General features: G+C 61.2%; 23 protein-coding genes and 2 tRNA genes. 15 read left to right on the top strand and 10 right to left on the bottom strand.

Annotated features, from left to right (window positions below; all coding sequences use genetic code 11):
* Window positions 1-48: 48 nt before the first annotated feature.
* The 4 genes from rpmA to RBB32_RS01055 all read right to left on the bottom strand — a co-directional run bounded on the left by rpmA (window position 49) and on the right by RBB32_RS01055 (window position 2,875).
* Window positions 49-318, bottom strand: coding sequence for a 50S ribosomal protein L27 (gene rpmA, locus RBB32_RS01070; RefSeq protein WP_306150821.1), 270 nt, complete (start codon window positions 316-318; stop codon window positions 49-51).
* 11 nt (window positions 319-329) lie between these two features.
* Window positions 330-1,013, bottom strand: a complete 684-nt coding sequence (locus RBB32_RS01065; RefSeq protein WP_306151142.1) for a 50S ribosomal protein L21 — start codon at window positions 1,011-1,013, stop codon at window positions 330-332.
* A gap of 189 nt (window positions 1,014-1,202) precedes the next feature.
* Window positions 1,203-2,027 (bottom strand): DUF2059 domain-containing protein, encoded by an 825-nt coding sequence (locus RBB32_RS01060; protein ID WP_306150820.1) that lies wholly within the window; start codon window positions 2,025-2,027, stop codon window positions 1,203-1,205.
* Window positions 2,028-2,029: 2 nt separating this feature from the next.
* Window positions 2,030-2,875, bottom strand: coding sequence for a DUF2059 domain-containing protein (locus tag RBB32_RS01055; protein WP_306150819.1), 846 nt, complete (start codon window positions 2,873-2,875; stop codon window positions 2,030-2,032).
* Between the two features lie 128 nt (window positions 2,876-3,003).
* Between RBB32_RS01055 and RBB32_RS01050 the strand changes: the two genes are divergently transcribed.
* The 7 genes from RBB32_RS01050 (at window position 3,004) to RBB32_RS01020 (ending at window position 10,644) form a co-directional block, all read left to right on the top strand.
* A tRNA-Ser gene (locus RBB32_RS01050) sits at window positions 3,004-3,093 on the top strand.
* A gap of 193 nt (window positions 3,094-3,286) precedes the next feature.
* Complete coding sequence (locus RBB32_RS01045; protein WP_306150818.1) at window positions 3,287-5,434, top strand: malate synthase G; 2,148 nt, start codon at window positions 3,287-3,289, stop codon at window positions 5,432-5,434.
* 20 nt (window positions 5,435-5,454) lie between these two features.
* Complete coding sequence (locus RBB32_RS01040) at window positions 5,455-5,883, top strand: heme-binding protein (protein ID WP_306150817.1); 429 nt, start codon at window positions 5,455-5,457, stop codon at window positions 5,881-5,883.
* Between the two features lie 150 nt (window positions 5,884-6,033).
* Complete coding sequence (locus RBB32_RS01035; RefSeq protein ID WP_306150816.1) at window positions 6,034-6,492, top strand: (2Fe-2S)-binding protein; 459 nt, start codon at window positions 6,034-6,036, stop codon at window positions 6,490-6,492.
* 3 nt (window positions 6,493-6,495) lie between these two features.
* A complete protein-coding gene (locus RBB32_RS01030) occupies window positions 6,496-8,736 on the top strand; it encodes a xanthine dehydrogenase family protein molybdopterin-binding subunit (protein WP_306150815.1) in 2,241 nt (746 codons plus the stop codon).
* A gap of 41 nt (window positions 8,737-8,777) precedes the next feature.
* Entirely contained in the window at window positions 8,778-9,830 is a 1,053-nt protein-coding gene (locus tag RBB32_RS01025) for an AbrB family transcriptional regulator (protein ID WP_306150814.1), read from the top strand.
* Between the two features lie 58 nt (window positions 9,831-9,888).
* Complete coding sequence (locus RBB32_RS01020; RefSeq protein ID WP_306150813.1) at window positions 9,889-10,644, top strand: 3-hydroxyacyl-CoA dehydrogenase; 756 nt, start codon at window positions 9,889-9,891, stop codon at window positions 10,642-10,644.
* A gap of 4 nt (window positions 10,645-10,648) precedes the next feature.
* Here the strand turns inward: RBB32_RS01020 and RBB32_RS01015 are convergent, their stop codons facing one another.
* From RBB32_RS01015 to RBB32_RS01000, 4 genes are all read right to left on the bottom strand, one after another.
* Complete coding sequence (locus tag RBB32_RS01015) at window positions 10,649-11,431, bottom strand: ion channel (protein WP_306150812.1); 783 nt, start codon at window positions 11,429-11,431, stop codon at window positions 10,649-10,651.
* Window positions 11,432-11,484: 53 nt separating this feature from the next.
* Entirely contained in the window at window positions 11,485-13,308 is a 1,824-nt protein-coding gene (locus RBB32_RS01010; protein ID WP_306150811.1) for an ABC-F family ATP-binding cassette domain-containing protein, read from the bottom strand.
* 89 nt (window positions 13,309-13,397) lie between these two features.
* Complete coding sequence (locus RBB32_RS01005) at window positions 13,398-14,138, bottom strand: GNAT family N-acetyltransferase (protein WP_306150810.1); 741 nt, start codon at window positions 14,136-14,138, stop codon at window positions 13,398-13,400.
* A 71-nt stretch (window positions 14,139-14,209) separates the two neighbouring features.
* Entirely contained in the window at window positions 14,210-14,668 is a 459-nt protein-coding gene (locus tag RBB32_RS01000) for an outer membrane protein assembly factor BamE (protein WP_306150809.1), read from the bottom strand.
* 88 nt (window positions 14,669-14,756) lie between these two features.
* Between RBB32_RS01000 and RBB32_RS00995 the strand changes: the two genes are divergently transcribed.
* The 8 genes from RBB32_RS00995 (at window position 14,757) to RBB32_RS00960 (ending at window position 20,541) form a co-directional block, all read left to right on the top strand.
* Window positions 14,757-15,311: a DUF177 domain-containing protein gene (locus RBB32_RS00995; RefSeq protein WP_306150808.1), complete on the top strand. Its 555-nt coding sequence runs from the start codon at window positions 14,757-14,759 to the stop codon at window positions 15,309-15,311.
* A gap of 167 nt (window positions 15,312-15,478) precedes the next feature.
* Window positions 15,479-15,685, top strand: a complete 207-nt coding sequence (rpmF, locus tag RBB32_RS00990; protein WP_306150807.1) for a 50S ribosomal protein L32 — start codon at window positions 15,479-15,481, stop codon at window positions 15,683-15,685.
* A gap of 25 nt (window positions 15,686-15,710) precedes the next feature.
* Window positions 15,711-16,817, top strand: coding sequence for a phosphate acyltransferase PlsX (plsX, locus tag RBB32_RS00985; protein ID WP_306150806.1), 1,107 nt, complete (start codon window positions 15,711-15,713; stop codon window positions 16,815-16,817).
* Entirely contained in the window at window positions 16,814-17,788 is a 975-nt protein-coding gene (locus tag RBB32_RS00980; protein WP_306150805.1) for a beta-ketoacyl-ACP synthase III, read from the top strand. The genes plsX and RBB32_RS00980 overlap by 4 nt, the downstream gene beginning before the upstream one ends.
* A 110-nt stretch (window positions 17,789-17,898) precedes the next feature.
* The gene (gene ihfA, locus RBB32_RS00975) at window positions 17,899-18,201 is read left to right on the top strand and encodes an integration host factor subunit alpha (RefSeq protein ID WP_306150804.1); all 303 of its coding nucleotides are present in this window, start codon (window positions 17,899-17,901) and stop codon (window positions 18,199-18,201) included.
* An 11-nt stretch (window positions 18,202-18,212) separates the two neighbouring features.
* Window positions 18,213-19,247, top strand: coding sequence for a MerR family transcriptional regulator (locus tag RBB32_RS00970; RefSeq protein WP_306150803.1), 1,035 nt, complete (start codon window positions 18,213-18,215; stop codon window positions 19,245-19,247).
* A 66-nt stretch (window positions 19,248-19,313) separates the two neighbouring features.
* Window positions 19,314-19,390 (top strand) — tRNA-Pro (locus tag RBB32_RS00965).
* 77 nt (window positions 19,391-19,467) lie between these two features.
* Window positions 19,468-20,541 carry a 2'-deoxycytidine 5'-triphosphate deaminase gene (locus tag RBB32_RS00960; RefSeq protein WP_306150802.1) on the top strand — a complete coding sequence of 358 codons (1,074 nt, stop codon included), beginning with the start codon at window positions 19,468-19,470 and terminating at the stop codon, window positions 20,539-20,541.
* Between the two features lie 15 nt (window positions 20,542-20,556).
* Here the strand turns inward: RBB32_RS00960 and RBB32_RS00955 are convergent, their stop codons facing one another.
* Both RBB32_RS00955 and scpB read right to left on the bottom strand, forming a co-directional pair.
* Complete coding sequence (locus RBB32_RS00955) at window positions 20,557-20,697, bottom strand: hypothetical protein (RefSeq protein WP_306150801.1); 141 nt, start codon at window positions 20,695-20,697, stop codon at window positions 20,557-20,559.
* Between the two features lie 77 nt (window positions 20,698-20,774).
* Window positions 20,775-21,458 carry an SMC-Scp complex subunit ScpB gene (gene scpB, locus RBB32_RS00950; RefSeq protein WP_306150800.1) on the bottom strand — a complete coding sequence of 228 codons (684 nt, stop codon included), beginning with the start codon at window positions 21,456-21,458 and terminating at the stop codon, window positions 20,775-20,777.
* Window positions 21,459-21,461 lie beyond the last annotated feature (3 nt).

The following is a 21,461-nucleotide window of genomic DNA, read 5'->3' as shown; positions in this document are numbered from 1 at the left end:
GGACCGGCGGTGCCGATCCCCTTTTGATTCAAATATCCTAAGGTCGGCTTACTCGGCGGCCTCCGCCACTGGCAGAACCGATACAAAGGTGCGGCCCTTGAGGCCCTTGTGGAACTTCACGTTGCCTTCGACAACCGCGAACAGGGTGTGGTCTTTGCCTTGACCCACACCTTCGCCCGGCCAGAACTTGTTGCCGCGTTGACGCGCGATGATGTTGCCGGGAATAACCGACTGACCACCGTATTTCTTGACGCCAAGGCGACGACCGGCAGAGTCGCGACCGTTACGGGATGAACCGCCTGCTTTCTTGTGTGCCATTGGGTCTCTCCTTAACCTTTAGCCAGTTCTTTGGCCTGTTCGATCCAGCCTTCGCGCTCGATCCGGCCTTTGAACGACAGTTTCTCGTCCATATCAGCAACGTCCGCGTCCGTCCATGCCGCGATCTGGGCAAAACTGGTGACGCCTGCTTCGTGCAGCTTCTTCTCAAGCGCCGGGCCAACACCGCTCAACTTCTTGAGATCGTCGCCCGCGTCGGCCTTGGCGGCTTTCTTCGGGGCGGCTTTCTTGGGTTCAGCCTTGGCTTCGTCCTTTTTCGGCGCAGCTTTCTTGGCAGCGGGTTTCGCAGTAGCGGCAGCACCTGCTGCCACAGCGGCGACCGAACCTGCACCAACCGCGGCTTTCACGCCCGATTTGTCGCCACCTTTTTCAAGGATCTCGGTCACGCGCAGAAGCGTCAGTTGCTGGCGGTGGCCAACGGTCCGCTTCGAGCTGTGTTTCCGGCGACGCTTGACGAAGTTGATGACCTTGTCACCCTTCACCTGATCGACGACCTCGGCCTGAACGGCAGCACCGTCCACCAAGGGGGCGCCCACGACCGGCTTGTCACCGCCGAGCATCAGAATTTCGTTGAATTGGACTTTTTCACCGGCGTCCGCTGCAAGTTTCTCGACACGGAGCATGTCACCCGACTGCACCGTATATTGCTTGCCACCGGTCTTGATGACCGCAAACATTTGCGTCTTCCTTTTCCGTTGCCGCGTTCTGTGGTCCCTGCCTGTGCAGGTGTTTTCGGCCCTTGCCACCGTCGAACAGCGCGCCCTTCCTGGACGTAATTCACAATAGTCCCGCGCAACCGATGCTGCCGGGATGCGCGCTTATTCAAAAGATCGGGCCCAAAGTCAAGGGGGCTTGGGCCGCGACTGTCAGAGTTTTTCGCTCTGCATGTGCTGGGCCACGGCCTGTCCCATCAAATAGGACAACTCCTCGTACATCCGGTCGAATGATTTGAACAGGGCCATGTTGAACGCTGTCCCGGCGTCGCTTTGCCAGAAGATCAGGAAATCCTCCATCTGTTCGGGCGAAAGTGGGGCATAGGCCATCAAAAAGAAGCCCCCCAACCAGCTTTCCGAGTCGCTGCGAAAGGCGTCTTCCTGCGACCATAGATCGGCCAGCATATCCTCGACCGTCATCTCCAGCTCACCACCGTCCATCATGCCACGATAAAACATTATGGTCGAATTCATCGCCCCGGTGACATTCCGATCGACCAAGTCGCTTTCGGCAATCATTTCGTCCACCTGCCCGCGAAGCCGTGAATCCTCCGGCAGCTCCCCGGCATATCGTGCGCGCGCGTTGTCTTCGATTTCGGCCTCCAGAAAGGCGCGCCGCGCCGATATCTCAAGCGCGATGATTTCAGCGCCGGCGTCACTGCTGTAGAAGTTGACTATGTCCTGCATTTCCCGCGCCGACAGCGATTGGTCAAACCCTTGGCGGATCAGGCGCTGCATACGCTCGGGGTCGTGGATGCGCATCACCGTATCGTCCCAGCTATCGCGATCCGCGCCGGGCAGCATTTCGGCCGCCACATCGGCCCCGTATCGCCGCCCCTCTTCCTGCATGATCTCAATCGTGTCGGAGATGCGAAGCACCTGCATCAAACGATCCAACGCGCCAGTGTCCTGGGTAAGGCCCATCACTGGCAACAGGGTCAACCAAACGGTCAGGACGATCCGGCACAGGCGATGCATGCTTACAACTCCTGCCCGGGGTGAAGATCGGCCATGCGCGCGGCCAGCCGTTCGTAACGGCTTGCCATGATCTCGAACTGTACGGCATTCATCAGTTCATACACCCGCTGCATCAACGGATGCTCCAGTGCATCCCGATACGCCGCAAGGTCTTCGGTGGAAATATCGGCATAGGTGTGGGCCGCATTGGCCAAGGCGCCTGCCTTTAGCTCGATGCGCAATTCGTCCTCACCCTCTTTGAGCAGCGCGCGCAGGGATTGCTCATCAATCGAACGATCCAGAACCCCGGCATGCGAGGCGGCCATCAGGAACCTGACCTGTACTTCTTGTATCGCGCGTACCGCGGTATCGGATTGATCCACCGCAGCGTTCAATTCCTTGAGAACCTCAAGGCGTTCATCACCTGCGCGGATCATCTCGGCCACACGGTCTTCGCCATCTTCGCGCTTGGCGCTGTCATCCTCAACCATGTGCGCGGCATTTTCGACCGCGACCAGACGTTGCCCCAAGTCCGAGGCATAAAACCCGGCGGCATGGGCCAACCCCTTGTCCGAAAGCGTTTGAGACAGGATATCAAGCGCGGTATTGCGCATCTCGTCGGTGTCGAACACATCATTCGCCACCTTTTCCCAGTCGCTTCCGAAATCACTGGCTTGCATGCCCAGCATCTTCGGGGCCTCCGCCGCGCTCAAGGTCAGGCTATCAAGGGCCACGCCGAAACCGGTAACGTCAAGAAACGCTTCAAGACGGTCGCGATCCGCGGCTTTGGACGGCACAGCAAGGACCAAACCCAAAAGGACTGATAACGCCATTACCAGCAACGGGCCGCGCGCAACTCTGATCGTCATGGTATCTCCTTTCATGGCGAAGTTTTTCGCCCTTATCGCCAACCTATGCAAAAACTCTGCACAAACAATGCAAAACCCCCTTGTCTTACCCGACAGAGGCGATTAAACGCTGGCCCCCAGACCCCCGCGGAGAGGTGCCGGAGTGGTCGAACGGGGCGGTCTCGAAAACCGTTGATCCTTCACGGGATCCCAGGGTTCGAATCCCTGTCTCTCCGCCATTTTACCCAGACAAATGCAAACCTTGTGCCGCGCCGTAGGGCGCCGACCGCCCATGGTGTTTGTCGACGCAGCAGTTAATTGGTAATTCTTTTTTACCAATCATGTTGCCGATAGGAAACTTTGTCGCTACCTTCCCGAAAACCGCATGCAATAGCATACCCATTTTAGGCATCACGGGGGAGGGAGCGAGACATGGTAAAGCGTATCGAAAAGCACGGCCTGCAAGTGGCCGGGGAACTGGCCCGGTTCGTCGATGAAAAGGCCCTGCCCGGCACCGATGTGGCACCCGAGGCGTTTTGGGCGGGTTTTGCCGCCTTGGTGCAAGACAAATCCCCGAAAAACAAAGCTTTCCTTGAGACGCGCGAAAAGGTTCAGCGCCAGATAGACGATTGGCATATCCGCCATCGCAACCAACCGCATGATCACGAAGCCTATAAGGCATTTCTCAAAGAGATCGGTTACCTGGTCGACGAAGGCCCCGATTTCGAGATTGAAACCACCAATGTCGACCCTGAAATCGCGCTTGTCCCCGGCCCGCAACTCGTTGTGCCGATCACCAACGCGCGCTATGCGCTCAACGCCGCCAATGCCCGCTGGGGCAGCCTCTATGACTGCCTCTATGGCACCGACGCCATGGGCAGCCCGCCCCCCAAGGGCGGCTATGACCGTGGTCACGGGGCCCGCGTCGTGGCGCGCGCCCGGGTATTCCTGGACGAAGCCTTCCCGCTGGTCGGGACAAGCCACGCGGATGTGCGCCGCTACCATGTACAGGATGGCGCGCTTTTGGTGGATGACTGCCCGCTGGCCAGCCCGGAAAAATTCGTGGGCTATCGCGGCAACCCCAAGGCCCCCGATGCTATCCTGCTGCGCAACAACGGCTTGCATGTGGAACTGATCTTTGACCGCGCGCATTTCATCGGTTGCCGCGATCAGGCGCTTCTGGCCGATGTCCAGGTCGAAAGCGCCGTATCGGCCATCATGGATTGCGAGGATTCCGTGGCCTGCGTCGATGCCGAGGACAAGGTTCTGGCCTATTCCAACTGGCTGGGCCTGATGCAGGGCAATCTTGAGGCCAGCCTTGACAAAGGCGGCAAGACCATCACCCGCCGCTTGGCCGATGACCGCCGCTATACCGCCCCGGATGGCAGTGACCTGACACTCAAAGGCCGCGCCCTGATGTGGGTGCGCAATGTTGGCCACCTGATGACCAACCCCGCCATTCTGGATGCCGAGGGCAACGAGATTCCCGAAGGTCTGATGGATGCCGCCATCACCACGCTTATTGGCATGCATGACCTCAAGCGCGACAGCGGCAATTCGGTGCATGGCTCGATCTATATCGTGAAGCCCAAGATGCACGGCCCCGAAGAAGTGGCCTTTACCAACGAGATTTTCAATCAGGTTGAGGACTTCCTTGGACTGCCGCAATACACCGTGAAAATCGGCGTGATGGACGAAGAGCGGCGGACCTCGGTCAACCTCAAGGAATGCATCCGCGCCGCCAAGAATCGTGTGGCCTTCATCAACACCGGTTTCCTTGATCGGACCGGCGACGAGATCCACACCAGCATGGAGGCCGGCCCCTTCAGCCGCAAGGACTTCATCAAGCGCAAGGCATGGATCGGCGGCTACGAAAACCAGAACGTCGATATCGGGCTGGAATGCGGGCTGTCGGGCAAGGCGCAGATCGGCAAGGGCATGTGGGCCATGCCCGACATGATGGCCGCGATGCTGGAGCAAAAGATCGAACACCCCAAATCGGGGGCCAATTGCGCCTGGGTTCCCTCGCCCACGGCGGCCACCCTGCATGCGCTGCATTATCACAAGGTCGATGTTTTCGCCGTGCAGGACAAGCTCAAGGCCGGGGGGCGGCGCGCCTTTGTCGATACGCTTCTGGATATCCCCTTGGCCAGCTACCGGAAATGGTCGAAAGACCAGATATTCAAAGAGGTCGAAAACAACGCCCAAGGCATCCTTGGTTATGTCGTTCGTTGGGTGGATCAGGGTGTGGGCTGCTCCAAGGTGCCCGACATCAACGATGTCGGCCTCATGGAGGATCGCGCCACCTGTCGGATCAGCTCGCAACATATCGCTAACTGGCTGCACCACGACGTCGTCAGCGAAGCCGAGGTCATGGAGGCCATGCAAAAGATGGCGCAGGTGGTGGACCGCCAGAATGCCGACGACCCAAGCTATTCCCCGATGGCCCCCGGTTTCGACGGGATCGCCTTTCAGGCGGCCTGCGATCTGGTCTTCAAAGGCCGCGAGCAGCCCTCGGGCTATACCGAGCCGGTCCTGCACCGCCGCCGGCTGGAACTCAAAGCCGCGCAATCGGCCTAAACACGTAGAAGGAGGCCACAATGGCAGAACTCTCACTCACCCGCGCCCGCACCATCATCCGCAAGGCCCTTGCCAAGGGCCGCGAGGAAGGGTTCAAACCGCTTTCGGTCGTGGTGTTGGATACGGGCGGTCACGTGAAGGCCTTCGAACGTGAAGACGGCGCCGCACCGGGCCGTTTCGGCATCGCCCATGGCAAGGCCTATGGCGCGATCATGCTGGGCATGGCGGGCCGCGCCCAAATGGCCCGCGCCGAGCAACAGGCCTATTTCATGGCTGCCGTGAATGGCGTTTACGGCGGACAGGTCGTGCCGGTGCCGGGCGGTGTTCTGGTGCGCGACAAACGCGGCAATATCATGGGGGCTGTGGGTGTCACCGGCGACACCTCCGACAACGATGTCATCGCCGCCGTGGCTGGCATCAAGTCCGTGGGTCTGACCCCGGAGGATTAACGCATAAGGCCCCTGCGCCGGTGCAGGTGCAGGTGCAGGGGCAGTGTACTGGCGACCCCGTCAAAATGACGCCGGGTAAGTGGCGACACCCCTAGACAACTGAACCCATCCGTTTACCCTTGTGGGGCAGTCACTCACAGGATGCCCGCCATGCAACTTTCCATCGACGGCACGACGCACGAACTTGATGTCGAACCGGATATGCCCCTTCTGTGGGTCTTGCGCGATGAACTGGGCCTCAAGGGCGTGAAATACGGCTGTGGCATCGCGCAATGCGGGGCTTGCACCGTGCAGATCGACGGGCAGGCCGTCCGCTCCTGTCAGGTGATGGCCGGCGATGTCTGGGGCGAGGTGACCACCATTCACGGGCTTGGCTCGCCCGAAACCCTGCACGCCGTCCAAGCGGCTTGGGTCGCGCATCAAGTGGCGCAATGCGGCTATTGCCAGTCGGGGCAAATCACCGCCGCCGCCGCCCTTCTGGCCGAGGTGCCCAACCCCACCGATACCGATATCGACGACGCGCTAAGCGGCAACCTCTGCCGCTGCGGCACCTACCCGCGCATCCGCGCCGCCGTGAAAACCGCCGCCAAGAAATTGCAGGAGGGTTAAGGGATGAGCCGCGCCGGAAAAATCGCCCGCCGCACGTTTCTTATCGGGTCTGCCGCCATTGCCGGGGGCGTGGCATTTGGCGTGGTGGCCTATAAGCGCCCGCATGCCAACCCGCTGCTGGATGACCTGCAAGACGGCGAGGCGGCCCTCACGCCCTATGTCCTGATCCGGCCCGAGGGGATCACCCTCATCACCCCGCGCGCCGACCTTGGCCAAGGGGCCTATCACGTGCAGGCCGCGCTGTTGGCCGAGGAATTGGACGTTGACCTGGCCGATGTCACCATTGATCCCGGCCCACCCAGCCCCGCCTATTACAACACCGCGCTTTCCGGCGATGCCGCCCCCTTCCCGGCGACCGATACCGGGTTCATGGCCGAAACCACCCGCGCCGTTCTGGATGCGCCGATGAAATTTCTGGGGGTTCAGATCACCGGCGGGTCCACCACCGTGCCGGATTCTTACGAAAAACTGCGCCGCGCCGGGGCCATGGCCCGCGAAACCCTGAAAGAAGCCGCCGCACAGGACACCGGCACGCCGCGCGCTGACCTTACTACCAAAACCGGCGCGGTGATCCTGCCCGACGGCACCCGCCTGCCTTATACAGACCTTGCCGCCAAAGCAGCCCAGATTGATCCGGTCGAGGACGTCAGCCCGCGTGCCCCCGCAAACTGGCAGCTTTTGGGACAGCCGATGCAGCGCGTTGACATCCTTGCCAAATCCACCGGCACGCAAGACTATGGAATCGACCTTGAGATGGAGGGCCTGATCCACGCCGCTGTCCGCACCAACCCCGCGATGGGCGGCGAGATGCTGGGCTTTGATGCAACGCAGGCCGAAACCATGCGGGGCGTCGAAAAGGTGGTGCCGATCACCGGTGGCGTTGGTGTTCTGGCCAACAACACATGGCGCGCCTTTCAGGCCGTGCAGGCGATCAAGGTGGAGTGGGGCCCGGCCCCCTATCCCGCCGACCAGGCCGACCATTGGGCAAAGCTTGAACAAAGCTTCACCGCCGATGCCCAAGACAGTCAGTACAAGAACGAAGGCGACGTAGATGCGGCGTTGGACACGGCAAGGGTCATCGACGCCGAATACCGCGCGCCTTACCTTGCACACGCACCGCTGGAACCGATCAACGCCACCGTCCGCGTCACCGACAGCCGCGCCGACGTCTGGACCGGTACACAAATCCCCCGCTTCGTGCAGGATAACGTGGCCGAAATCACGGGCCTCAATGCCGAAGAGGTCCACGTTCACGTGCTGATGATGGGCGGCAGCTTTGGCCATAGGCTGGAAGATATGGTTGTCCGCCAAGCCACCGAACTGGCGATGCAGGCCAAGGGCCGCCCCGTCAAACTCACCTACAGCCGCGAAGAAGATATCTCGCACGACTTTCCCCGGCAGATCGCCATGGCGCGCGGGCGCGGCGCGGTGGCAAACGGCCGGGTCACCGCCTGCGACCTTGGTATCGCCATGCCTTCGGTCATGGGGTCACAGATGGGCCGGCAGGGCCTGCCCATTGCCGGGCCCGACCTGCAAATCGTCGCAGGCGCTTGGGATCAACCCTTTGCCATCCCCCATTACCGCGTGACGGGCTACCGCGCCGAAGGCCTGCCCCCCATCAGTTCCTGGCGCTCGGTCGGGGCCTCGTCCAACGGGTTTTTCCACGACAGTTTCCTCGATGAACTGATTCACGCCGCCGGTGCCGATCCATTGGAAGAACGCCTTCGCCTGTGCAATCACGCCCCTTCCCGCAAAGTGCTTGAGGCCGTGGGCGAAATGTCAAACTGGGGCGCACCTTTGGGCGAAAACCAGGGCCGCGGCGTGGCCTATTGCCTTTCGTTCGGCGTGCCCTGCGCCGAAGTGATCGAGGTCACGCAAACCGAAGATGGCCTTCGGCTCGACAAGGCCTTCGTCGCCGCCGAAGTGGGCCGCGTCCTCGACCCGGTGAATTTCGAGAACCAAGTGCAAGGCGGCCTGATCTGGGGCCTTGGTCATGCCATGATGGGCGAGATTACCTTCGCCGAAGGCCGCACCGAGCAACAGAACTTCGACACCTACCCCTTCCTGCGCCAATACCAATGCCCCGAAATCAAGGTACGCGGACTTGAGAACGGCGCCAGCGTCCGGGGCGTGGGCGAACCGCCAGTGCCCCCCGCCGCGCCGGCCCTGGCCAATGCGATCTTTGCCGCCACCGGGAAGCGTCTGCGCGATATGCCCTTCAACAAGCAGGTCGATTTCCTCTGACCATGCCTTGCCAAGCCCGGCGCGGGGTGCTTCATGGAGCTATGCCGCATATCCTGACTACATTCGCGCTGCTTGGCCTAAGCACGATCGCCGCCCTCGCCGCGCAGGCCCTTGGCCTGCCACTGCCCTTCCTCATGGGGGCGCTTGTGCTAAGCGCTACCGTGGCCATGGCCTTTCCTGCGCACCTGCCCGACGGCTACCGATTCCCGCATTGGCTCAGGCTTCTGTTCATCGCCGTGATCGGCCTGATGATCGGGGCGCAGGTCACGCCCGAGCTTTTCGTGCAAATCCCCCGCCTGATGCTCAGCCTCGTCGCGCTTACCTTTTTTGTCGTGGTGGCGCATGGCTTTAACTTCTGGGTCTTTCGTCGCCTCGGCGCCTATGATCGCGCTACGGCCTTTTACGCGGCGACCCCCGGTGGCCTTTTCGAATCCATCGCCATGGGGGAAGAGGCCGGGGCCGATCTTGCGCGCCTGACCCTGCAACAATTCCTGCGCGTGATCGTGGTGGTCACCGCCCTGCCCCTTGGACTTTCGTTCTGGCTTGGGGAGCCTGTGGGCAGTGCGGGCGGCATGACATTGGCCCGCGATGCCGTGCCATGGCATTCCCTTCCCTGGATCGTCCTTGCCGGTCTGGCCGGCCTTGCATTGGGCCACGTCCTGCGTTTGCCTGCCAAGCAACTTACCGGGCCGATGGCGGTGGCCGCGCTTTTGTCGCTTACCGGGGCTTTCCCGATCGATATTCCTCAATGGCTGGTCAACGTGGCACAGGTGGTGGTGGGCACAGCGCTTGGCATGCGCTTTACCGGCCTTAGCCACGCCCTGATCCTGCGTGGCGTGGCGCTTTCACTGGTTTCTGTCGCCGGGATGCTCATCCTTGCCGCCATATGCGCCGAGGCGCTTTATCTTACCGTTGACGAACCCTTCGACACCATGCTCATTTCCTTCGCCCCCGGTGGTGTGACCGAAATGGCGCTTGTCGCCCTCAGCCTTCAGGCCAACCCGGCGCTTGTCACCCTGCACCATATCTGGCGCATCATTGTCACCGTGCTTGGGCTGTCGCTTACCCGTCGTTGGCTGCGCCGTTTCCTTTGACAGGGGCCCACCCTTACGCTAGCTGAACACTTGTTCATTTATTGCAAAGGGGGTCCCCATGCGCATCACCGATTCCGCCGCGATCATCACCGGGGGCGCCTCCGGGCTGGGCGAGGCCACGGCCCGCCATTTCCGCGACCAGGGCGCGAAGGTCACGATCCTCGACCGTGACACCGCACGAGGCGAGGCTACCGCGAAAGAAATCGGCGCGACCTTCGTTGAAACCGACGTAACCGATGAAGACTCGGTCAAACACGCGATTGCCACCGCCAAATCGCGCATGGGCAAGATCACCACCGCCCTCAACTGTGCCGGGATCGCGACTGGCGAGAAAACCCTTGGCAAGAACGGCCCGCATGACTTGGCCGCCTTCCAGCGTACGATTGACATCAACCTGATAGGGTCCTTCAACGTGGCGCGCCTTGCGGCCGCCGAGATTGCCCAAAACGACGCGGATGCAAACGGCCAACGCGGTGTGATCATCAACACTGCCTCCATCGCCGCCTTCGACGGGCAGAAGGGGCAAGCGGCCTATGCCGCCTCAAAGGGCGGGATCGTCGGCCTTTCCCTGCCCATGGCGCGGGATCTCACGCGCGAAGGCATCCGCGTGATGGCAATCGCGCCGGGCATCTTTCTCACCCCGATGATGCAGGGTCTGCCTCACGAGGTACAGGACAGCCTTGCGCAGGACGTGACCTTCCCCAAGCGCCTTGGCGATCCGGCGGAATACGCCGCGCTTGCCCGCTTCATCGTGGAATGCGACTACCTGAACGGTGAGGTTATCCGCCTCGACGGCGCCCTGCGCATGCAGTGACGCGTTAGGTCGCGCCCTCGGTCTCGATCTTAAGGTCGTGACCGCAATGCTTACAGTGAATAGCATCCGTATCATGCTTGGTCAGCCCGCATTCCGGGCACTTGTGCTTGACCTTCGCGGGCGAGAATATCGCCCGCACCAATTGCAGGAACAGGCCAACCCCAACCACCATGATTCCCACCGACAGTAGCCGCCCCATGGGCGTTGTCATGGTGATATCTCCAAAGCCCGTCGTGGTCAGCGTGGCAACCGTGAAATACAGCGCATCGACATAATTGGTGATCCCCGGCTCCTCCTGCCCACGCACGACCAGCACGATCGCCGTCATCGCAAAGATAAAGACCAACAGGTTCACCGCCGCGATGATCGCATCCTCATGCCGCCGGAACAAAAGCGAATCCCGCCGCAGGTCGCGCATCAGGTGATAGGAATGGATCAGGCGAAGCGAGCGAAGCACCCGAAGCACCGCCAACCCCTGCCCCAAGAACGGCGTCGCCAGAAGCGAGGCCAGAACCGCGATGTCCACGATCACGTAAAACCGCCGCAGGAAACGCATCCTGTTATCGGCAATCCAGACCCGCAGGATCAGGTCCAGCGCGATCAACCCGCCGATAACCGCATCGGCCATCAGCAATTCGCGGGTGATCGGCATGGCCGCCGTGGCCAGAAAGAAGATGATCGTCACCGCATCGAAAAACAAAAGCGCATAGCGAAAGCGCGACGCGCGTTGGCTGCGCCCTTCGTAAAGCAGCCTGACACGATCCTTCAGGGGCCTGTCCTCAGACATTTTCGCACCGACGTAGTACCGACATGATGCCGACGTTATACCGACAAGCCGATTCAGCCAGCATTTTCTGCCTTCTCGGCCAACTCAAGCCACTCTTCCTCGGCCGCCTCAAGCGCCTCCTGCCGGGTGGTCAGGGCCTCGGTGGCCTTCTTGAACTTGACCGGCTCACGGGTGAAAAGCTCAGAATCGGCCAGTAGCGCCTCCAGCTTGGCAATCTCGGCTTCCAGCCGCTCCAACTCCTTGGGCAGTTCCTCAAGCCGGTGTTTCTCGGTAAAGCTCAGCTTGGGTTTGGCCTGTGGGGCGTTTTTTTCCTCTTGCTTCTTGGGCTTTGATTTTTCGGCGTTTTTGGGCTCGCCAGGCTTGGCAACGTCCCCCTTCTGCGCCTGATAATCGCTCCAACCCCCGGCATAGACCGTGGCCCGCCCGTTGCCTTCCATGGCAATGGTTGTGGTGGCCACCCGGTCCAGAAAATCCCGGTCGTGACTGACCAGAAGGACGGTGCCGTCATAGTCGTCCAGCAGTTCCTGCAACAGGTCCAGCGTTTCGATGTCCAAGTCGTTGGTCGGCTCGTCCAGCACCAGAACATTGCTTTCCCGCGCCATCAGCTTGGCCAAAAGCAAACGCGCTTTTTCCCCGCCTGACAATGACTTAACAGCCGCTCTTGCCTGTCTTTCATCAAACAGAAAGTCCTTGAGATAGCCCACCACATGGCGCGGCTGGCCGCGCACCATGACCTGATCGGCCTGCCCCGAAACCCGCATATCCTTGTCGCCGGTCAGGCTGTCCCAAAGGGTCATGTCCGGGTCAAGCTGCGCGCGGGCCTGATCAAAGACCACGGGCAGCAGGTTGGTGCCATGGGTAACGCTGCCGCTATCCGGCTCAACCTCTTTCAACAGCATCTTGAGAAGCGTGGTTTTGCCCACGCCATTCGGGCCGACAAAGGCCACACGATCACCGCGTTGAACACGAATCGAGAAATCGCGCAGGATCACCTTATCGGCATAAGCCTTTGAAATATCTTTGGCTTCGATAACCTTCTTACCCGACTTGGGCCCCGACTCCAGCGCCATGGCCGCGGTACCTTGCCGCTTGATTTGCGCGGCGCGTTCGGAACGCAGGTCTTGCAAGGCGCGCACCCGCCCCTGGTTGCGCTTGCGCCGGGCGCTGATGCCTTCCACGGCCCAGCGAGCCTCGGATTTGATCTTGCGGTCCAGCTTGTGGCGGGCGTCGTCTTCTTCTTGCCAAACCTTGTCGCGCCAGGCCTCGAACCCTTCGAAACCTCGCTCTTGCCTGCGCATTTTTCCCCTGTCAATCCAAAGGGTTGCACGGGTAAGTTCACGTAAAAAGGCGCGGTCGTGGCTAATCAGCACAAAGGCGGCGCGGGTCTGTTTCAACTCGGCTTCAAGCCATGCGATGGCCTCGATATCCAAGTGGTTGGTCGGCTCGTCCAGCAGCATCAGATCTGGCGCTTCGGCCATCAGTTTGGCCAAGGCCGCGCGCCGCCGCTCCCCGCCCGAGGCGGTTTCCACCGGGCGGCCGGGATCGAATTTCAGACCTTCGGCAGCCATCTCAACCCGGTACATCTCGCCCGCGTCCAAGGCGCTCGAGGCAAACTCTCCCAGCGTGGAAAATCCTGACATGTCAGGCTCTTGTTCCATATAGCCAACGCTGGTTCCCGGCGGCACAACACGGTCCCCGGCGTCACTTTCGACCAGTCCGGCCATGACTTTCATCAAGGTGGATTTGCCCGAACCATTGCGCCCGACAAGGGCCACCCGATCACCCGGTTGAATCACCAGTGACAGGTCATGGAACACGGGCTCACCGCCGAAGGTGAGCGATATATCGGAAAGTTGCATAAGCGGAGCACGAGCCATGCAGGCGGGCTATCCCGGCGCTGCGCAGCCGTCAAGGTGGCTCGAATTCCCGCGTTTGGAAAACACCGCTGGACTGTCCGCGAAGCGCGCTATTGCGCCACGGCCCGCAAAAGCCGCTTGCGGGCCGGCGGAATCGTGGCGATCTCAAGCCCGGTAAAAACATGCAGCGTGTTCATCTGCCGATCCACGACCGCGTGGTCGCTGACCCATCCCCCCATCAAAAGATAGGTCCTGAGCAAAGGCGGCATGCGCAACATGGCCTGCTTGGCATCCGGTTTGCGGCGTCCCAGCTTCTTGGCGAACTCCACCACCGAGGGCGCCTTGACCCGCGGCCACCAACGTCGCGGGGCCAAATGTTTGGCCGCCAGCATGGCAAAGGCATCGTGATAGGCGTCGCAATCCGTCCCCTTGAACGAGGAGCAGCCAAACAACATTTCAACGCCATTGTCATCCACGTACCGGGTCATCGCGGCCCATGCCACGCGAACGATATCGGGGTCGCGCGCCTCCGGGTCCACGCAGAATCGGCCCATTTCCACCATCGGGCCCTCGAAGGCCGACAAGGCCGACAATTCGTAAAACTGCGCCGAGTAACTCCGCCCGATCTCGCCACCGCAGGCCAGGGGCAGAATGCGAAAACAACAGACCAATCGCCCGCTGGCGGCCTCTTCAACCAGGATATGCGTGCAGATGTCATCGAAAGGATCACGGTCAAGGCCTTCGCGCGAAGGCCCGTGAAAGGCCAGGTGCCGCAGCCTCTGGGCGGCCTCGATATCATCGGGGCCCGTGGCATGGCGCGCGCTGTACCGCCCCTTTGAAAACCCTGTCATCAGCTTACTCCCGCTGTGGCAAAGCGTATGCGCGCCTCCCCTAGCACGCAAGCCATGACAGGGCTGTGACGTTATCCTCCGAAGGCGTCGGCGGGGTTGATATTGCCGATGTTGTTAAGCATTTGCCGCAGGAATCCGTTATCGACCACCGAAGAATCGGTCACCCGGCGCGACAGCGGCACGATGTTCCCGTCGGACAGGCCGAACCGTTCGATATTGGCAATGGCATCCGTGTCGTCAAAGCTTATGGCCAACACCTGCCGTTCGACGACCTCGGGGCGGAACATGCCGTATTCGCGAACGCGCTTGCGCACGTAATAATAATTGCCGTCGCCCAGCACACCGCCCACCGAGGGCGGGCCAACAACATCATCCACCGTGGCGCGTGTATCGACGCCGACGACCAGTTGTTGCAAGTCGTCTTCAGGCGGAACGTAGCCGTGATTGCGATAGGTCGCACTACACGCTGTAAGCGCCGAGAGGCCCAAAGCGGCAACGATGCTCATGACACGGTTTCTACTCGCAGACATCTCTGCCCCCTTGATCTTGACCGCACGCGGCTTTTATCCCGCTTACAACAAGGTGAGTACAAGGTTCAAGAAAGGATGATCGCAGCCCATGGCCGAAACCACACCTCAGACCACTGTCTTGCGGGTTGCCGATTTGCCGCAACGCAGGCCGCATCGCTTTGACCTGCGCCCCGATCGCCCCGCCTCCGAGGCGATTGCCGCACAACTTGACCTGACGGGCCTGCGCAAACTTTCTTTCGTGGGCGCATTGCATCCGGACCGTGGCCGCGACTGGCGGCTTGAGGCAACCCTGGGGGCCACGGTGACACAGCCCTGCGTCGTCACGCTTGAGCCGGTGACCACGCGGCTGGATGTCCCCGTGACCCGGCGTTTTCTGGACGAGATGCCGCACGAGACCAGCAACGCCGAAGAAATCGAGATGTCCGAGGACGAAACCATCGAGCCGCTGCGCGAACGTATCGACCTTGAGGCGGTGATGATCGAAGCCCTCGCGCTGGCCCTGCCCGACTATCCCCGCAAGGACGAGGCCGCCCCGGTCGAGGCTGAATTCACCCCTCCCGGCGCCCGGCCCCTGGAAGAGGAGCGGCAAAAGCCATTCGCCGGTCTTGCCGATCTCAAAAAGAAGCTGGAAGGCGGTGATTAACCCCCCTGCCCGACGCTGCAAAAAACCGCTTGCCCTGAAAGGGATTCGCTGTATTTTCGCGCTCTCATCGGAATTTGGGGTTGAACCGGCGGCTCATCACGGATTAAGAGCCGCCTTGACCCGTGAAACCCGGGCCGCATCGGCCCACAGGAAATTGAGGTTGTGACATGGCTGTCCAACAGAACAAAGTATCGAAATCGCGTCGCAACAATCGTCGTGCGCATGACTCGCTGACTGCGGCCAACCCGAACGAATGCCCCAACTGCGGCGAACTCAAGCGCCCGCACCATGTGTGCTCGGCCTGCGGTCACTATGCCGACCGCGAAGTCGTGGCCATGGCCGACGAAGTCGATCTGGACGACGACGCAGCCTAAGACACTTTAGGGGGCGGGCGTCCGCATGACCGCACGATCGGATCACTCGACCGCGGCGCAAGGGCGCATCGTTATCTCAGTTGACGCCATGGGTGGCGATCAGGGGCCGGCAGCCGTGGTTGCCGGCATTGCCCGTTCGGCGCATAAGAATCCCGACATCGGCTTTATTCTGCACGGTCAGAAAAAGGTGTTGGAGCCCTTGGTGGCAAAGCGCCGCGATCTGGCCGGACGCTGCGAGGTGCGCCATGCACCTGACGTCGTGTCAATGGAAGACAAGCCCACGAATGTTTTGCGCAACGGGCGCGAAACTTCGATGTGGTCGGCCCTTGAATCGGTCCGCGACGGCGAGGCCACGGTTTGCGTTTCCTGCGGCAACACCGGGGCCTTGATGCTATTGTCCGTCATGCGCCTGCGCAAACTGCCCGGCATTTACCGCCCGGCCATCGGCGTGCTTTGGCCATCGCAAAACCCGCAAGGCTTCAACATCATGCTGGATGGCGGCGCCGATATCCGCGCCGACGCCAAGGATCTCATGCAATATGCCCTCATGGGGGTTTCCTATGCGCGCAACGGGTTTGACCTGACCCGCCCGCGTGTCGGATTGCTGAATGTCGGCACCGAGGAACACAAGGGCCGCGCCGAACTCAAGGAAGCGCACGACCTGATCTCGGCCAATGCACGGCATGCGGATTTCGAATTCGTCGGCTTCGTCGAGGGGCGTGACCTGCCCGGCACCTCATGCGATGTGATCGTGACCGATGGGTTTACCGGCAACGTGGCGCTGAAAACCGGCGAAGGCACCGCCGGGCTGATCACCGACTTGCTGCGCGAAGCCTTCCAATATTCGCCGCTGTCGCGCCTGGCCTCGCTTCTGGCCTATACCTCTCTCAAGCGTTTGAAAAAACGCGTCGACCCGCGCCGCGCCAATGGCGGGGTGTTCCTTGGCCTGAACGGAACGGTCGTCAAATCCCATGGCGCGGCCGATGAAATGGGCGTCTCCTCGGCGGTGAAACTGGCCTTCCAACTGGCCCAGACCGGTTTCAATGAAAAGCTTGCGGCGCGGGTTGCATCCGCCTCAATGCTCGAACAAGATGCAACGACCGAAGACTCAAGCGACGGTGAAAAAGAATGACTTTACGCGCCGTTGTCGAAGGCGTTGGACATTACCTGCCCGACCGTGTGGTTCCCAACTCGGAATTCGAAAAAACGCTGGATACCTCGGATGAGTGGATTCGCACCCGGTCCGGCATTGAACGTCGGCACTTTGCCGCCGATGATCAAACCACGTCGGACTTGGCCGTGCACGCGGCGCAGGCCGCCCTTGAAAACGCCGGGCTGGGCGTGGATGACATCGATGGCATCATCGTTGCCACCTCTACCCCCGACCTGACCTTTCCGTCGGTTGCCACCATGGTGCAACGCGACCTTGGCATGGACCACGGATTCGGCTTTGACGTGCAGGCGGTTTGCGCCGGTTTCATCTATGCGCTGGCCAATGCCAATGCCCTGATCATTGCCGGACAGGCAAAACGCCTGTTGGTGATCGGTGCCGAAACATTCAGCCGAATCATGGATTGGACCGACCGGTCGACTTGCGTTCTGTTTGGCGATGGCGCCGGTGCATTGGTGCTTGGCGCGCAGGACGGCCAAGGCGACAATACCGATCGCGGCATCCTTTCGTCGGATATCAACTCTGACGGGCGCTATCGCGACATGCTTTACGTCGATGGCGGGGTTTCCACCACCGGCTCGGCCGGGAAACTGCGCATGCAGGGCAACCCGCTTTTCCGGCAAGCCGTTGAAAAGCTGACCTCGACCGCCGATACGGCCCTGGGCAAAATCGGCCTTGCCGGGTCCGACATTGATTGGATCGTTCCCCATCAGGCCAATATTCGCATCATCCAGGGCACAGCCAAGAAGATGGCTGTGCCGATGGACCGGGTTATCGTCACCGTTCAGGACCACGGCAACACCTCGGCGGCGTCGATTCCGCTGGCGCTTTCGGTTGGCGTTTCCGAAGGCAAAATCAAACCGGGCGACCTGGTCCTTTCCGAGGCCATCGGCGGCGGGTTGGCATGGGGCTCGGTGATTTTACGCTGGTAAAGCGCAAAAAATCGCTCTTTTCCGGGGGTTAAAGAACAGCCTGCAAGCCGTTGACATTGACTCGGAAAATCCTTCGGCCCTAAAGTCTGTCCAAAGACAGAGGGGTCGTGATGCAAAACAAGACATTAACAAGACTGGATTTGAGCGAAGCCATTTTTCGTGAAGTTGGGCTTTCGCGCAATGACTCGTCGCAACTGGTGGAAAGCGTTCTGACACATATGTCGGATGCCCTGGCCACCGGCGAGCAGGTCAAGATTTCGTCCTTCGGCACCTTTTCGGTGCGTGAAAAATCCGCCCGCGTGGGGCGCAATCCGAAAACCGGCGAGGAGGTTCCGATCAAACCCCGCCGTGTGCTGACCTTCCGGCCTTCGCATCTCATGAAGGAACGTGTGGCCGCTGGCAACAAAGGGTAACCGCATCCGTTATGCCCAAATCCGCAGATGCCTTTCGCACCATAAGCGAAGTCTCCGATTGGCTTGAGACCCCGGCGCATGTCCTGCGGTTCTGGGAAAGCAAATTCAGTCAGGTCAAACCCGTCAAACGGGCCGGTGGGCGTCGCTATTATCGGCCGGCCGATATGCGCTTGCTTGGCGGGATAAAGAAACTGCTGCACGACGATGGCATGACCATCAAAGGTGTTCAAAAGGTGCTGCGCGAACAAGGCATCAAGCACGTCGCGTCCCTGTCAGCCCCTCTCGACGAAGAGGTCGAGGCCGCCGATGGCGGCATCACCTTGGATGCAGAGCCTTTGGAATCGACAGGCGCCACGGTTGTCGATTTCAAATCCTCGTCCAGGAAAGAGGATGCCACATCATCCGCACCGCCAGCGGCGGAACCAGAACCGGACGTGGAAGCGGAAGACGAACCGCACCACGCGTCCAGCACCACCTCCAAGGTCGCCTCATCCATGCCAGCGGATGACAACGTCAGCCCCCCGTCGGAAGCCCCCGACACCCTTGCCGCGGACGCGCCCGACAGTGTGGCAATTGACGACAGCGCCACCACACCGACCCAGGCCCCGGATACCCTGGCCGGGGGCGTTCCCGACAGCGCGGAGGACACGGTTTTGAATGCCTTGGCTGAAACCGGCTACGCATCAGAGCCCCCTGAAACCAGCGGCACAGACGCCTCCGAAACCGCGCAGGACGACGCCTCCCCGGTCGAGACCGTCATGCCCAGCTTCCTGCATCAGCGCGACACGGAAGATGCCCCGCAAGATGCGCCCGCTGCCACCGGGGACGATACCGCGACCGCGGCGAAGGACGCGCCAGATACGCTGCCCGCCCCTGCAACGGTCGATATACCCGACGACCCCGAGGATGACATCGCCACCAAGGCCGGTTTCCTGTCGCATCTTCTGGATCACGCCGGGCCAATCGCCCCGGAGACGGCACGCGAATTGGCACCGTTGATGGATCGCCTTCGCAAGCTGCACGACGGAACCTCGGCCAAGGCCTGAGTTTCGAAGAAATTTGCAAGAATCCCCCTTGTTCCCGGTGCGAAAACAGGTATGTAACGCCTCAGTCGGGCTATAGCGCAGTCTGGTAGCGCGTCCGTCTGGGGGACGGGAGGTCGCAGGTTCGAATCCTGCTAGCCCGACCATTTCACACCGCCCCCGACATTTCTGGCCCCTGCCCCGGCACGATCCGATGCAGGGCGCCCGCGCAGGGAGGGCGACAATGACCGGTGTTTTGGCAAGCCAGCAGATCTCGGCCCTGATCGCCGATGGCCGTCTTTCTGCCCAACCCGCCATCCTGCCCGAACAAGTCCAACCCGCCAGTCTTGATTTGCGCCTTGGCACGGTCGCCTACCGCGTTCGCGCCTCGTTTCTGGCCGGGCATGGCCGCACCGTCGCCGAGCGTCTGGAAGAGTTCGAGATGCACCGCATCGACCTGTCCCAAGGCGCGGTGCTGGAAAAGGGCTGTGTCTATGTCGTGCCCCTGATGGAGCATCTCGACCTGCCCTCCGATATGCAGGCGGTGGCCAATGCCAAATCCTCGACCGGGCGGCTTGATCTGCTGACCCGCGCCATCACCGATGGCGGCACCGAATTCGACCGCATCGCACAGGGCTATTCCGGCCCGCTTTACGCCGAGATCTGCCCGCGGTCTTTCTCGGTTCTGGTCCGTCCGGGGATGCGCCTCAATCAAATCCGCTTCCGCGCGGGCCAGGCGCAATTGCCCGACGACGCGCTTCGCGCCCTCCACGCCGAAACGCCGCTTGTGGATGGCGAGGCCGTCATCAGCGATGGCTTGGGCTTTTCCGTCGATTTGCGCCCTGAGAAGGGCACGCTGGTCGGATACCGGGCCAAGCCCCACACCGGGGTCATCGACCTTGATAACATCGCTGGATACGACGCGGCGGAATACTGGGAAGAAGTACATTCCGGCAACGGGCGGATCATCCTTGATCCCGGTGCGTTCTATATCCTTGTCAGCCGCGAGGCGGTGCATATCCCCCCCGACTATGCCGCCGAGATGGCGCCCTATCTGGCCATGGTTGGCGAATTCCGGGTGCACTATGCCGGGTTCTTCGACCCCGGCTTCGGCCACGACGCGGCAGGCGGCAAGGGATCACGCGGGGTTCTGGAAGTCCGCTGTCACGAAGCGCCCTTCGTGCTTGAACACGGGCAGGTCGTGGGCCGCTTGGTCTATGAACACATGGATCAGGCCCCGCAGCAACTTTATGGTGCGGGGATCAAATCGAATTACCAGGGTCAGGGCCTGAAGCTATCCAAGCATTTCCGCGCCTGACACGGCGCGAACCGCTTATTGCTGATCGGGATCGCGGGGCCGACGATTCTTGCCAACACCTTTGCTGACAGCGCCCATGCCCTTGTTGATGCCCGTGCCAATCACTTTGCGCATGACCATTCGCATGACCATATTGATGATCTGGTTGGCGTTCATTGCGCCCTCCTTCCGTGCCTCTGGGGCTCATATAACATGGAATCGTGCAATTTTCAGGGCACGAGGGTAAATTTCCCTCACTCCTCGAACATCTCGCTTTGATCCTCGTCGTCTTCCTCGCTATCTTCGCCGTCGCCCACTTGCGGCATCGCCCCGGGCGGCGGGCGGTTTTCCAAAAGACCGGCCGAGCGCAACTCTTTCAGCCCGGGCAAATCACGCGCCGATTCCAACCCGAAGTGATCCAGGAATTCCTGCGTGACCACGAAGGTCACCGGACGGCCCGGCGTCATCCGGCGGCGACCAAAGCGAATCCACTCCATCTCAAGCAGTTGATCCACCGTGCCCCGGCTGACCGACACACCGCGAATTTCCTCGATCTCGGCGCGGGTGACGGGCTGATGATAGGCGATGATGGCAAGCGTCTCGATCGCCGCGCGGGACAGCTTGCGGGTCTCCACGGTTTCCTTTTGCATCAGGAACCCCAGGTCGGGCGCCGTGCGGATGGCCCATGCATCCCCAACCTTGACCACGCGCACCCCGCGCCCCTCGTACCGCTTGCGCAGGTGCACCATGGCCTCGGCAGCGTCACAGCCATGCGGCATGCGCGCCTCCATCTCCTTGATGCTCACCGGTTCGGCCGAGGCAAAAAGGATCGCCTCGCACATGCGTTCCTGCTCGGCGATGGGCGGGGCCTCGAACAGGCTTTCTGCCGTTTGCGAACCGTCGCCGGTTTCCCCTGCGTTTTCAATATCTTCCGACATGAT

The sequence above is a fragment of the Roseovarius sp. MMSF_3281 genome (assembly GCF_030733685.1).
Lineage (GTDB): Bacteria > Pseudomonadota > Alphaproteobacteria > Rhodobacterales > Rhodobacteraceae > Roseovarius.
The sequence above is the reverse complement of the archived record's forward strand: the minus strand, read 5'-3'. Positions and strand labels throughout refer to the sequence as shown.

Bases quoted from the DNA above. Each gene is read 5' to 3' on its own strand.
- rpmA (WP_306150821.1), bottom strand. From the start codon at position 318: ATGGCACACAAGAAAGCAGGCGGTTCATCCCGTAACGGTCGCGACTCT.
- RBB32_RS01065 (WP_306151142.1), bottom strand. From the start codon at position 1,013: ATGTTTGCGGTCATCAAGACCGGTGGCAAGCAATATACGGTGCAGTCG.
- RBB32_RS01060 (WP_306150820.1), bottom strand. From the start codon at position 2,027: ATGCATCGCCTGTGCCGGATCGTCCTGACCGTTTGGTTGACCCTGTTG.
- RBB32_RS01055 (WP_306150819.1), bottom strand. From the start codon at position 2,875: ATGACGATCAGAGTTGCGCGCGGCCCGTTGCTGGTAATGGCGTTATCA.
- RBB32_RS01045 (WP_306150818.1), top strand. From the start codon at position 3,287: ATGGTAAAGCGTATCGAAAAGCACGGCCTGCAAGTGGCCGGGGAACTG.
- RBB32_RS01040 (WP_306150817.1), top strand. From the start codon at position 5,455: ATGGCAGAACTCTCACTCACCCGCGCCCGCACCATCATCCGCAAGGCC.
- RBB32_RS01035 (WP_306150816.1), top strand. From the start codon at position 6,034: ATGCAACTTTCCATCGACGGCACGACGCACGAACTTGATGTCGAACCG.
- RBB32_RS01030 (WP_306150815.1), top strand. From the start codon at position 6,496: ATGAGCCGCGCCGGAAAAATCGCCCGCCGCACGTTTCTTATCGGGTCT.
- RBB32_RS01025 (WP_306150814.1), top strand. From the start codon at position 8,778: ATGCCGCATATCCTGACTACATTCGCGCTGCTTGGCCTAAGCACGATC.
- RBB32_RS01020 (WP_306150813.1), top strand. From the start codon at position 9,889: ATGCGCATCACCGATTCCGCCGCGATCATCACCGGGGGCGCCTCCGGG.
- RBB32_RS01015 (WP_306150812.1), bottom strand. From the start codon at position 11,431: ATGTCTGAGGACAGGCCCCTGAAGGATCGTGTCAGGCTGCTTTACGAA.
- RBB32_RS01010 (WP_306150811.1), bottom strand. From the start codon at position 13,308: ATGGCTCGTGCTCCGCTTATGCAACTTTCCGATATATCGCTCACCTTC.
- RBB32_RS01005 (WP_306150810.1), bottom strand. From the start codon at position 14,138: ATGACAGGGTTTTCAAAGGGGCGGTACAGCGCGCGCCATGCCACGGGC.
- RBB32_RS01000 (WP_306150809.1), bottom strand. From the start codon at position 14,668: ATGTCTGCGAGTAGAAACCGTGTCATGAGCATCGTTGCCGCTTTGGGC.
- RBB32_RS00995 (WP_306150808.1), top strand. From the start codon at position 14,757: ATGGCCGAAACCACACCTCAGACCACTGTCTTGCGGGTTGCCGATTTG.
- rpmF (WP_306150807.1), top strand. From the start codon at position 15,479: ATGGCTGTCCAACAGAACAAAGTATCGAAATCGCGTCGCAACAATCGT.
- plsX (WP_306150806.1), top strand. From the start codon at position 15,711: ATGACCGCACGATCGGATCACTCGACCGCGGCGCAAGGGCGCATCGTT.
- RBB32_RS00980 (WP_306150805.1), top strand. From the start codon at position 16,814: ATGACTTTACGCGCCGTTGTCGAAGGCGTTGGACATTACCTGCCCGAC.
- ihfA (WP_306150804.1), top strand. From the start codon at position 17,899: ATGCAAAACAAGACATTAACAAGACTGGATTTGAGCGAAGCCATTTTT.
- RBB32_RS00970 (WP_306150803.1), top strand. From the start codon at position 18,213: ATGCCCAAATCCGCAGATGCCTTTCGCACCATAAGCGAAGTCTCCGAT.
- RBB32_RS00960 (WP_306150802.1), top strand. From the start codon at position 19,468: ATGACCGGTGTTTTGGCAAGCCAGCAGATCTCGGCCCTGATCGCCGAT.
- RBB32_RS00955 (WP_306150801.1), bottom strand. From the start codon at position 20,697: ATGAACGCCAACCAGATCATCAATATGGTCATGCGAATGGTCATGCGC.
- scpB (WP_306150800.1), bottom strand. From the start codon at position 21,458: ATGTCGGAAGATATTGAAAACGCAGGGGAAACCGGCGACGGTTCGCAA.